Origin of the sequence: Variovorax nitratireducens, from assembly GCF_051216545.1 — a bacterium.
Taxonomy (GTDB): domain Bacteria; phylum Pseudomonadota; class Gammaproteobacteria; order Burkholderiales; family Burkholderiaceae_C; genus Variovorax.
This window is the reverse complement of the sequence record NZ_JBPJZO010000002.1, coordinates 208949-220779: the sequence shown is the minus strand read 5'-3', so window position 1 is coordinate 220779 and position 11831 is coordinate 208949. Positions and strand designations below refer to the sequence as shown.

Annotated in this window: 9 protein-coding genes; 8 read left to right on the top strand and 1 reads right to left on the bottom strand. The window is 67.9% G+C overall.

The window, feature by feature from the left end; all coding sequences use genetic code 11:
- Positions 1-11: 11 nt before the first annotated feature.
- Positions 12-1058: an ABC transporter substrate-binding protein gene (locus ACSFA8_RS06325; RefSeq protein ID WP_435478653.1), complete on the top strand. Its 1047-nt coding sequence runs from the start codon at positions 12-14 to the stop codon at positions 1056-1058.
- Between the two features lie 17 nt (positions 1059-1075).
- Positions 1076-2593 (top strand): L-piperidine-6-carboxylate dehydrogenase, encoded by a 1518-nt coding sequence (gene amaB, locus ACSFA8_RS06320; protein WP_435478652.1) that lies wholly within the window; start codon positions 1076-1078, stop codon positions 2591-2593.
- 9 nt (positions 2594-2602) lie between these two features.
- Here the strand turns inward: amaB and recQ are convergent, their stop codons facing one another.
- Positions 2603-4504 carry a DNA helicase RecQ gene (gene recQ, locus ACSFA8_RS06315; RefSeq protein WP_435478651.1) on the bottom strand — a complete coding sequence of 634 codons (1902 nt, stop codon included), beginning with the start codon at positions 4502-4504 and terminating at the stop codon, positions 2603-2605.
- A 220-nt stretch (positions 4505-4724) separates the two neighbouring features.
- Between recQ and ACSFA8_RS06310 the strand changes: the two genes are divergently transcribed.
- From ACSFA8_RS06310 to hutU, 6 genes are all read left to right on the top strand, one after another.
- Positions 4725-5687 carry an ABC transporter substrate-binding protein gene (locus ACSFA8_RS06310; RefSeq protein WP_435478650.1) on the top strand — a complete coding sequence of 321 codons (963 nt, stop codon included), beginning with the start codon at positions 4725-4727 and terminating at the stop codon, positions 5685-5687.
- A 122-nt stretch (positions 5688-5809) separates the two neighbouring features.
- On the top strand, positions 5810-6583 hold the full coding sequence (locus ACSFA8_RS06305) for an ABC transporter permease (protein WP_435479196.1): 774 nt from the start codon (positions 5810-5812) through the stop codon (positions 6581-6583).
- A 154-nt stretch (positions 6584-6737) separates the two neighbouring features.
- Positions 6738-7523: an ABC transporter ATP-binding protein gene (locus tag ACSFA8_RS06300; RefSeq protein WP_435478649.1), complete on the top strand. Its 786-nt coding sequence runs from the start codon at positions 6738-6740 to the stop codon at positions 7521-7523.
- Between the two features lie 135 nt (positions 7524-7658).
- A complete protein-coding gene (hutC, locus tag ACSFA8_RS06295; protein WP_435478648.1) occupies positions 7659-8393 on the top strand; it encodes a histidine utilization repressor in 735 nt (244 codons plus the stop codon).
- 52 nt (positions 8394-8445) lie between these two features.
- Positions 8446-9996: a histidine ammonia-lyase gene (hutH, locus tag ACSFA8_RS06290; protein WP_435478647.1), complete on the top strand. Its 1551-nt coding sequence runs from the start codon at positions 8446-8448 to the stop codon at positions 9994-9996.
- Positions 9997-9998: 2 nt separating this feature from the next.
- Positions 9999-11804, top strand: coding sequence for a urocanate hydratase (gene hutU, locus ACSFA8_RS06285; RefSeq protein WP_435478646.1), 1806 nt, complete (start codon positions 9999-10001; stop codon positions 11802-11804).
- Positions 11805-11831: the final 27 nt, after the last annotated feature.

Below are 11831 nucleotides of genomic sequence, written 5' to 3'. Positions count from 1 at the left end.
AAGGAATCCCCATGACCCGCAAGACTTCCCTGATCGCCGCCGCCTTCCTCGCAACTCTGCTGCCCGCCGGCGCCGCCTTCGCGCAGGCCAAGACGCTCTACATCGGCATGAACGGCGGCACGATGGAAAAGACGTACTCGCAGTACGTGTTCGGCGAGTTCGAAAAGCAGACCGGCGCCAAGGTCGTGGTGGTGCCCGGCACCTCGTCGGACATCCTGGCCAAGGCCCAGGCCAACAAGGACAAACCGCAGATGCACGTGATGTTCCTCGACGACGGCATCATGTACCGCGCCATCGGCATGGGCCTGTGCGAGAAGCAGCGCCCGAGCGCCGCGCTCAACGAGCTGTTTCCCGCGGCGCGCTTCAAGGGCGACATGGCCAGCGGCGTGAGTCTCGGCATGACCGGCATCGCCTACAACAAGAAGATGTTCACCGAGAAGGGCTGGGCCGCGCCCACGTCGTGGATGGACATGGCCGATCCCAAGTTCAGGGGCAAGGTGGTGTTCCAGTCGATGCCGTCGTCGTCCTTCGGCCTGCACGGCTTCCTGATGTTCAACCGCATCCAGGGCGGCAACGACAAGAACGTCGACCCCGGCTTCAACGCCTGGCCCAAGACCATCGGCCCGAACGTGCTGGAGTACATCCCGAGCTCGGCCAAGCTGTCCGAGATGGTGCAGACCGGCGAGGCCGCGCTCTTTCCGCTCACGCCCACGGCCGTGGCGGCGCTCAAGGAGAAGGGCATCCCGGTCGAGTACGCCCAGCCCAAGGAAGGCTCGGTGGTGCTCACCGTGGGCCAGTGCGTCATTGCCAACAACAGCGAGCCCGAGCTCTCGCAAAAACTCGCCGAGTACCTGCTGAGCCCGCAGGCCCAGGCCGCGGCGCTGCAGTACGGCAGCCAGTTGCCGACCAACCCCAAGACGCCCGCCACCGGCGACGCGGCCAAGCAGGTGGCGCAGATCAACGAGTGGATGAAGACCGCCGTCACGGTCGACTGGGAGAGCGTCAATGCCAGCCGCCCCGCGTGGAACACGCGCTGGAACAAGACCATCGAACGTTGAGGCACAGACAGATGACGATGACCGCCCCCGCCGCCCAGATCCAGACCCTGCTCGACCGCATCGGCGTGCCGCCGGCCGCCTGTAACGGCGGCGGCCTGCGCGTGCGCTCGCCGATCGACGGCAGCACCATCGGCCAGGTGCCGATGCACACGCCGGCCGACGTGGCGCGCACCGTCGGCGAGGCCCACGCGGCCTTCCTGGCCTGGCGCACCGTGCCCGCCCCGCGCCGCGGCGAGCTGGTGCGCCTGCTCGGCGAAGAACTGCGCGCTGAAAAGGAGGCGCTCGGCACCGTGATCTCGCTCGAGGCCGGGAAGATCCTCACGGAAGGCCTCGGCGAGGTGCAGGAAATGATCGACATCTGCGACTTCGCGGTCGGCCTGTCGCGCCAGCTGTACGGCCTGACCATCGCGTCGGAGCGGCCGGGCCACCGCATGATGGAAACCTGGCATCCGCTGGGCGTGGTGGGCGTCATCAGCGCCTTCAACTTTCCGGCGGCCGTGTGGTCGTGGAACGCGGCGCTTGCCTTCGTCTGCGGCGACGCGGTGGTGTGGAAGCCGTCCGAGAAGACACCGCTCACCGCGCTGGCCTGCCAGGCGCTGTTCGAGCGTGCCGCCAAACGTTTCGGCAGCGATGCGCCGGCCGGGCTTTCGGGCGTGGTCATCGGCCTGCGCGACGTCGGCGAGGCCATCGTGGACGACGCACGCGTGCCGCTGCTGTCGGCCACCGGCAGCACCCGCATGGGCCGCGAAGTGGGCCCGCGCGTGGCGCAGCGCTTCGGGCGCAGCCTGCTCGAGCTGGGCGGCAACAACGCGGTCATCGTCACGCCCTCGGCCGACCTCGAACTCGCGGTGCGCGGCATCCTGTTCGCCGCGGCCGGCACGGCCGGCCAGCGCTGCACCACCACGCGCCGGCTGATCGTGCACGAGAGCGTGCGCGAGGTGCTGGTCGCGCGGCTGCGCAAGGCCTACGAGGCCCTGCCCATCGGCGATCCGCGTGTGGCGGGCACGCTGGTCGGCCCGCTGATAGACCAGGCCGCGTTCGACGCGATGCAGGCCGCGCTGGCGGCTGCGGCGAAGGAGGGCGGCAAGGTGTCGGGCGGCATGCGCGCGCTGGCGGTGCAGCATCCCGACGCGTTTTACGTGCACCCGGCCATCGTCGAGATGCCTTCGCAAACGGCCACGGTGTGCCACGAGACCTTTGCGCCCATCCTCTACGTGCTGGGCTACGAGCGCTTCGAGGACGCCATCGCCCTGCACAACGCGGTGCCGCAGGGCCTGTCTTCGGCCGTGTTCGGCAACGACCTGCGCGAGACCGAATTCTTTCTCTCGGCCGCGGGCTCGGACTGCGGCATCGCCAACGTCAACCTCGGGACCTCGGGGGCAGAGATCGGCGGCGCCTTCGGTGGTGAAAAGGAAACCGGCGGCGGCCGCGAATCAGGCTCGGACGCCTGGCGCAACTACATGCGGCGCGCCACCAACACCATCAACTACTCGCGGGAGCTGCCGCTGGCGCAAGGGGTGCGGTTCGATGTGTGAGCGGCGGGTTCAGAAGCTGCTGCACACCCGCAGCACATCCGCCCCGTAGGCCTCGAGCTTCTTGCTGCCGATGCCGCTGATGCCCTGCAGGTCTTCCAGCGTGACGGGCGCGCGCTCGGCGATGGTTGCGAGCGTGGCGTCGTGGAAGATCACGTAGGCCGGCAGGTTGTGCTCGCGCGCCACTTCGGCGCGCCACGCCTTCAGTGCGGCAAAGCGGGCCTGGCCGGCCGCATCGAGCGCGGCGGCGGCCGGCGAGGGCGCGCCGCGTGGCGTCTTCTCACGCCGCGCCTTGCCGCCCGAGCGCGAGGTCGGCGAAGAGACCGATTCGCGCAGCGCCACGCTCGCCTCGCCCTTGAGCACGGCGCGCGAGCCTTCGGTGAGCTTCAGCGTGTTGAAGGCTTCGGTGTCGACCGCCAGCGCGCCGGTGGCGATCAGCTGGCGCAGCACACCGCGCAGCTGCACCTCGCTGAACTCGGCGCCGAGGCCGAAGGTGCTGATGCTTTCGTGCCCGAACTGCTTGACCTTCTCGGTCGCCTTGCCGCGCAGGATGTCCATGATGTGGCCCGCGCCGAAGCTGATGCCGCTTTGCTGCTGCACGCGGTAGATGGTGCTGAGCAGCTTGCGTGCGGCATCGGTGCCATCCCATACCTGCGGCGGCGTGATGCAGTTGTCGCAATTACCGCAGGGTGTGCTCTGTTCGCCGAAGTAGCCCAGCAGCCGCACGCGCCGGCAATCGCTGGCCTCGGCAAGTGACAGCAGTGCATCGAGCTTGCCGCGCATCACCTGCTTGAACTCCTCGCCGGCCGGGCTCTCGTCGATCATGCGGCGCTGGTTCACCACATCCTGCAGGCCGTAGACCATCCAGGCATCGGCCGGCGCGCCGTCGCGGCCGGCGCGGCCGGTTTCCTGGTAGTAGCCCTCGATGTTCTTGGGCATGTCGAGGTGGCCCACGAAGCGCACATCGGGCTTGTCGATGCCCATGCCGAACGCAATGGTCGCGACCATCACGATGCCGTCTTCGCGCAGGAAGCGATCCTGGTGCTTCTGCCGCACCGCCGAATCGAGCCCAGCGTGGTAGGGCAACGCGTTGATGCCCGCGTTCTGCAGCGCCACGGCCACGTCTTCGACGCGCTTGCGCGACTGGCAATAGACCACGCCGGCCTCGCCCTCGTGCTCGCGCTCGATAAAGCGCAGCAGCTGCGTGGTCGCGTCCTTCTTCTCGACGATGGAATAGCGGATGTTGGGCCGGTCGAAGCTCGAGACGAACTGCCGCGCCTCTTCGAGCTGCAGGCGCTCGACGATGTCGGCACGCGTCAGCGCATCGGCCGTGGCGGTGAGCGCGATGCGCGGCACGCCGGCATAGCGCTGGTGCAACACCGTGAGCGCGCGGTACTCCGGGCGGAAGTCGTGGCCCCACTGGCTCACGCAATGGGCCTCGTCGATGGCAAACAGCGAGAGCTTGCCGCGAGATGCCAGCCCGTCCATGAGCTCCAGAAAGCGCGGCGTCGTCACGCGCTCGGGCGCGGCGTAGAGCAGCGTGATCTCGGCGCGCGCCAGGCGGCGCTCGACGTCCTGCGTCTGCGCCCAGTCCAGCGTGGAGTTGAGAAACGCCGCGTTCACGCCGGCCTCGTGCAGCGCGCCCACCTGGTCGTGCATCAGCGCGATCAGCGGCGACACCACGATCGCCACGCCATGCCCCGCGCGTTGCCGCGCGATCGCCGGGATCTGGTAGCAGAGCGACTTGCCGCCGCCCGTAGGCATCAGCACCAGCGCGTCGCCGCCGTTCACAACGTGGTCGACGATCGGCGCCTGCGGGCCGCGAAAGGCCTGGTAGCCGAACACCTCGTGCAGGATGTGCAGGGGCTCGGTGGAATTCGACGGGGAAGGCAGTGCGGACACGGGCGGGATCATTGAAGGGATGGCCCATTGTCGCCGGGCTCTTTCCGCCGCCGGCTGGCACGGCGTTTGCGATGTTCCAGTGAGCGCGCCGCCCCAACCTGTATAGACAGCAATATGGTGCATTTCCATAAGAGAAGTGCACCAGGTTCGCACACAGGGTTCTCCCTGTATAGACAAGTTGGGGCGTCCGACACAATCCATCCATCCCGCTAGTCAGAACCCAGGAGTTCCCATGGTCAAAACGGTCGTCTTCAAAGTTGCCACCCTTCTTGCAGCCGGCCTCTGTGCCGCGGGCGTCGCCCAGGCGCAGGACACCACCAAGATCGCGCTCGGCATGTCCGGCTGGACCGGCTTTGCGCCGCTCACGCTGGCCGACAAGGCCGGCATCTTCAAGAAGAACGGGCTCGACGTCGAGCTGAAGATGATCCCGCAGAAAGACCGCCATCTGGCGCTGGCTTCCGAAGCGATCCAGTGCGCCGCCACCACGGTCGAGACGCACGTGGCCTGGAACGCCAACGGCGTGCCGATCGTGCAGATCTTCCAGATGGACAAGTCCTACGGCGCCGACGGCCTGGCCGTGCGCAACGACATCAAGAGCTTTGCCGACCTCAAGGGCAAGAGCATCGGCGTCAGCGCACCGGGCACCGCGCCGTACTTCGGCCTGGCCTGGATGCTCAACAAGAACGGCATGACGCTGAAGGACGTGAAGCTGGTGTCGCTGGAGCCGCAGCCGGCAGCCACCGCCTTCGTCGCCGGCCAGAACGATGCCGCCATGACCTACGAGCCCTACCTCTCGACCGTGCGCGCCAACCCGACCGCCGGCAAGATCCTGGCGACCACGCTCGACTACCCGATGGTGATGGACACGGTCGGCTGCGCGCCGACCTGGCTCAAGGCCAATGCCAAGGCGGCGCAGGCGCTGACCAACTCGTACTTCGAGGCGCTGGAGATGATCAAGACCGACCCGGCCAAGGCCAACGAAATCATGGGTTCGGCCGTCAAGCAGAGCGGCGAGCAGTTCGCCAAGTCGTCGGCCTATCTGCGCTGGCAGGACAAGGCCGCCAACCAGAAGTTCTTTGCCGGCGAGATCACCAGCTTCATGAAGGAAGCCGAAAAGATCCTGCTCGAGGCCGGCGTGATCCGCAAGGCGCCTGACAACCTCGCGGTGACCTTCGACGCGTCGTACATCAAGTGAACTGGCTCACCCCCCGGCTGCGCGCGCTGCGTGTCGCTTCGCCAACCGCCGACCCGGGGCCGCGCCGGGCCGCCGGCACTGCCGGTTCCGCGGCGCTTCCGGCGCGAAGCCAACGCCGTTCAATCGCTCCACTCGAGCCGGTGAGCAGCCGCGCGCGCTGGCTGCTCGGCGTCGGCTTCTTCATCCTGTTCGTCGCGGTCTGGGCCTTCTTTACGCTGGGCGGCTTTGTTTCGCCCACCTTCCTGGCCAGCCCGGTCACGATGGTGAAAGAGGGCTACCTGCTCTTCACCGAGTACAACTTCATCCACGACATCGGCATGACCGTGTGGCGGGTGTTCGGCGGCTTCGTGCTTGCCGCGCTGATCGCGGTGCCGCTCGGCATAGCGATGGGTGCGTGGAAGCCGGTCGAGGCCTTCTTCGAGCCCTTCGTGTCGTTCTGCCGCTACCTGCCGGCGTCTGCGTTCATTCCGCTGCTGATCCTCTGGGCCGGCATCGGCGAGACACAGAAATTGCTGGTGATCTTCATCGGCTCGGTGTTCCAGATCATCCTGATGGTCGCGGTCATCGTGGGCGGCGCACGCAAGGATCTGGTGGAGGCCGCCTACACGCTGGGCGCCAACAGCAAGGGCATCGTGGCGCGCGTGCTGATTCCGGGCGCCGCACCGGGCATCGCCGAGACGCTGCGGCTGGTGCTGGGCTGGGCCTGGACCTACGTGATCGTGGCCGAACTGATCGGCTCGTCCTCGGGCATCGGCCACATGATCACCGACAGCCAGGCGCTGCTCAACACGGGCCAGATCATCTTCGGGATCATCGTGATCGGGATCATCGGGCTCGTTTCCGATTTCGCTTTCAAGGCGCTCAACCGCCGCTTGTTTGCCTGGAGCACGCTGTGAACCGCACCGCACTCCGTGGCATCGCTCCCTCCCCTTCCGGGGGAGGGTTGGGGTGGGGGCCGGCGGCGCTTGAAAAAGCCGTGGCCTTGCCTTCTCCGCTTGCCCCCATCCCTGCCTTCCCCCAAAGGGGGAAGGAGTCTGAAAAAGGCCGCGCATGAGCACGAACCAACTCTCCATCCAGGGCGTCTCGCGCGTCTTCGAAGGCGCCCGGGGCCAGCGCACGCAGGCGCTGCTGCCGATCGATTTCGAGGTCAGGGAGAACGACTTCGTCACCATCCTCGGCCCCTCGGGCTGTGGCAAGTCGACGCTGTTGCGCATCGTCGCGGGGCTCGACTTTCCGACCACGGGCCAGGTGCAGCTCGACGGCCGAACCATCGAAGGCCCGGGCGCCGACCGCGGCGTGGTGTTCCAGAGCTACACGCTGTTTCCCTGGCTCACCATTGCGCAGAACATCCGCTTCGGCCTGCGCGAGCGCGGCATGAGCGAATCCGAGCAGAAAGAGCGCAGCGACTTCTTCATTGCCAAGGTGGGTCTGCGCGGTTTCGAGCAGCACTTTCCGAAGCAGCTGTCGGGCGGCATGCAGCAGCGCACCGCCATCGCCCGCGCGCTCGCCAACGACCCCCGGATGCTGCTGCTCGACGAGCCGTTCGGCGCGCTCGACAACCAGACCCGCGTGCTGATGCAGGAGCTGTTGCTCGGCATCTGGGAGTCGGCGCAGAAGACGGTGCTGTTCGTCACGCACGACATCGACGAGGCGATCTTCATGGCGAACCGTGTGGCTGTGTTCAGCGCGCGGCCGGGCCGCATCAAGACCGAGATCGCAGTCGATTTCCCGCATCCGCGCCACTACACGATCAAGACCTCGCCGGAGTTCATGGAGATCAAGGCCAGGCTGACCGAAGAGATCCGCGCGGAATCGATGGCGGCGGCGGAGCATTGACGTGAACCCCCACGCTCATCACTTCGTGTATTCGCTGCCCCCCGGGGGGGCGCAGGCCTCCCTTGGGGCGGCCCGGCGGGAGGCCTGACGTGAACCCCCACGCCCATCACTTCGTGTATTCGCGGAAGGCCCGACATGAAGCGTGATCTGCCGACGCTCGCGCTCTACGCGCAGGTCAAGGAACACATCTCCCGCAAGATCCAGGACGGCACCTGGCCGGCCGGGCACCGGCTGCCGTCGGAGCACGAGCTGGTCGCGCAGTTCGGCATCTCGCGCATGACGGTGAACCGCGCGCTGCGCGAGCTGGTCGAGCAGGGCCGCATCGTGCGCGTGGCCGGTGTCGGCAGCTTCGTGGCCGAAGACAAGCCGCAATCGACCTTGCTGCAGATCGCCAACATCGCGAGCGAGATCCGCGCGCGCGGCCACGACTACGGCTACCAGCTGGTGGCGGCCGAGCGCTTTGCGGCGTCGCCCGATGTGGCGGCCTGGCTCGACCTGCGCGCCGGGGAGTCGGTGTTCCACACGGTCTGCCTGCATCTCGAGGATGGCGTGCCGGTGCAGCTGGAAGACCGCTTCGTCAACCCGCGCGTGGTGCCCGATTTCCTGGAGCAGGACCTTGCCGCCACGCCGCCCAGTGAATACCTGGTGCGCCATGTTCCGTTCGACCAGATCGAGCACCTGGTCGACGCCGTGCTGCCCACGGTCGAGCAGGCCCTGCGCCTGTCGATGCCGGCCGCCGAGCCCTGCCTGCTGCTCACGCGCCGCACCTGGACGCGCACCGTGCCGGTGACGCTGGTGCGCTGCCTGCACCCGGCCTCGCGCTACCGGCTTGGCAGCCGCTTTCGCGCCGACGGCAATCCCGTTTCCTAGGTCGGCGCGTTCTGCTTCGCATCCGGCCCACACCCCTTGTATAGACAGCTTCATGACCAATGCATCCACCGTTGAACTCACGCCCGGCCAGGTCGATCTCGCGCTGCTGCGCCGCATCCATGCGGGCGGCCTGCGCCTCACGCTCGACCCTTCGGTGCAAGCGGGCCTGCGCGCCGCACAGGCCGCGGTGCAGCACATCGTCGACAACGACGAGGTGGTCTACGGCATCAACACCGGCTTCGGCAAGCTCGCGAGCACGCGCATCGGCAACGACCATCTGGCCGAACTGCAGCGCAACCTGGTGCTGTCGCACAGCGTCGGCACCGGCGAGCCGCTGGACGCGGCCGTGGTGCGGCTGGTGCTCGCGACCAAGGCGGTGAGCCTCGCGCGCGGGCACTCGGGGGTGCGGCCGGCACTGGTCGATGCGCTGCTCACGCTGTTCAACGCCGGCATCACGCCGTCGGTCCCGTGCAAGGGGTCGGTCGGCGCTTCGGGCGACCTCGCGCCGCTCGCCCACCTGGCGTGCGTGCTGATCGGCGAAGGCGAGGCGACCACGGCCGAGGGCCGGCGCGTCAGCGGTGCCGAAGCGATGCGCCTGGCCGGCCTCGCGCCCTTCGTGCTCGGCCCCAAGGAGGGCCTGGCGCTGCTCAACGGCACGCAGGTGTCGACCGCGCTCGCCCTGGCCGGCCTGTTCGGCGCCGAAAACGTGTTCGCCTCGGCACTGATGTCGGGTGCGCTGTCGCTCGAAGCGATCCAGGGCTCGATCAAGCCCTTCGACGCGCGCATCCACGCCGCGCGCGGCCAGCCGGGCCAGATGGCGGTGGCGGGCGCGGTGCGCGCCCTGCTCGAAGGCAGCGAGATCGTGCCTTCGCACGCCGACTGCGGCCGTGTGCAGGATCCGTATTCGGTGCGCTGCATTCCCCAGGTGATGGGGGCGTGCCTCGACAACCTCGCGCACGCGGCGCGCGTGCTGGTGATCGAAGCCAACGCAGCCTCCGACAACCCGCTGGTGTTCGTCGACACAGGCGAGGTGATCTCGGGCGGCAACTTCCACGCCGAGCCGGTCGCGTTTGCGGCCGACATCCTCGCGCTCGCCATCGCCGAGATCGGCGCGATCGCCGAGCGCCGCATCGCGCTGCTGCTGGACACCGGGCTGTCGGGCCTGCCGCCGTTCCTGGTGCACGACGGTGGGCTCAACTCGGGCTTCATGATCGCGCAGGTCACGGCCGCCGCGCTCGCGTCGGAGAACAAGTCGCTCGCGCATCCGGCCAGCGTCGACAGCCTGCCGACCTCGGCCAACCAGGAAGACCATGTGTCGATGGCCACCTTCGCAGCGCGCCGGCTCGGCGACATGGTGAACAACACGGCGGTCGTCGTCGGCGTCGAGGCGATGTGCGCGGCGCAGGGCATCGAGCTCAAGCGCGGGCTGAAAAGCTCGCCGCTGGTCGAAGCCGAATTCGCGGCCATCCGCGGCAAGGTGGCGTTTCTCGAACGCGACCGCTACCTCGCCCCCGACATCGAAGCCATGCGGCTGTGGGCCCTGAAGGCCGCGCTGCCCGACGTCCTGCTGAACATCCTCCCCAGTCACGCCAAGGAGCTCTGACCATGAACGCACCCGACAAATTCATCCCCGCAGCCGCCGACCCGCGCCACGACCCGACCCGGGTGATCCGCGCACCGCGCGGCAGCCAGCTCAGTTGCAAGAGCTGGCTCACCGAAGCGGCCTATCGCATGCTGCAGAACAACCTCGACGCCGAGGTGGCCGAGCGGCCGCAGGATCTGGTGGTGTATGGCGGCATCGGCCGTGCCGCGCGCAACTGGGCCTGCTATGACCAGATCCTGGAATCGCTGCGCACGCTCGAAGACGACGAGTCGCTGCTGATCCAGTCGGGCAAGCCGGTGGGCGTGTTCAAGACGCACGAGAACGCGCCGCGCGTGCTCATCGCCAACTCGAACCTGGTGCCGAAGTGGGCTACCTGGGAGCACTTCAACGAACTCGACCAGCAAGGCCTGTTCATGTACGGCCAGATGACGGCCGGCAGCTGGATCTACATCGGCAGCCAGGGCATCGTGCAGGGCACCTTCGAGACTTTCGTCGAGGCCGGCCGCCAACATTACGGAAATGTCAGCCCCTTGGCCGCCGCAAGCGGCGGCCCGTCCCCCGAGGGGAGCGCGCCTGGCTTGGGGCGGCCCGGCGCTCAGGCGCAGACGCCTTGGTCGGGCAAGTGGATCCTCACGGCGGGCCTCGGCGGCATGGGCGGCGCGCAGCCGCTGGCCGCCACGCTCGCGGGCGCGGTGTCGCTCAACATCGAGTGCCAGCAGTCGAGCATCGACTTTCGCCTGCGCACCCGCTATGTCGACAAGCAGGCAAAGGACATCGACGACGCGCTCGCGCTCATCCAGCACCATTGCGAGAAGAAGGAGGCCGTGTCGATCGCCTTGCTCGGCAATGCGGCGGACATCGTGCCGGAACTCGTGCGGCGTGCCCGCGCCGGCGCCATCAAGCCCGATCTCGTCACCGACCAGACTTCTGCGCACGACCTCATCAACGGCTATCTGCCCTCGGGCTGGAGCGTGGCGCAATGGCAGGACGCCATGAAAGACCCAGCCAGGCATGCGGGGCTGAAGGCGGCGGCGGCCAAGTCCTGCGCGGTGCATGTGCAGGCCATGCTCGACTTCCAGGCCATGGGCGTGCCCACGGTCGACTATGGCAACAACATCCGCCAGGTCGCGTTCGACGAGGGCGTGAAGAACGCGTTCGACTTTCCCGGCTTCGTGCCCGCCTACATCCGCCCGCTGTTCTGCGAGGGCAAGGGCCCGTTCCGCTGGGTCGCACTCTCGGGCGACCCCGAAGACATCTACAAGACCGACGCCAAGATCAAGGAGCTGTTCCCCGACAACAAGCACACCCACCGCTGGCTCGACATGGCGCGCGAGCGCATCGCGTTCCAGGGCTTGCCGGCGCGCATCTGCTGGCTCGGCCTCGGCGAGCGCCACAAGGCCGGCCTCGCCTTCAACGAGATGGTGAAGAGTGGCGAGCTGAAGGCGCCGATCGTGATCGGCCGCGACCACCTCGACACCGGCTCGGTCGCGAGCCCGAACCGCGAAACCGAAAGCATGAAGGACGGCACCGATGCCGTGTCCGACTGGCCGCTGCTCAACGCGCTGCTCAACACCGCGGGCGGCGCCACCTGGGTCAGCCTGCACCATGGCGGCGGCGTCGGCATGGGCTACTCGCAGCACGCGGGCGTGGTGATCGTGGCCGATGGCACGGATGCTGCAGCGCAACGGATCTCCCGCGTGCTCTGGAACGACCCGGCCTCGGGCGTGATGCGCCATGCCGATGCGGGCTACGACATCGCGATCGCAACGGCGAAGAAGCAGGGGCTTCAACTGCCGATGGTCAAGTAACCCTCCTTCCTCTCCAACGAAAGTCAC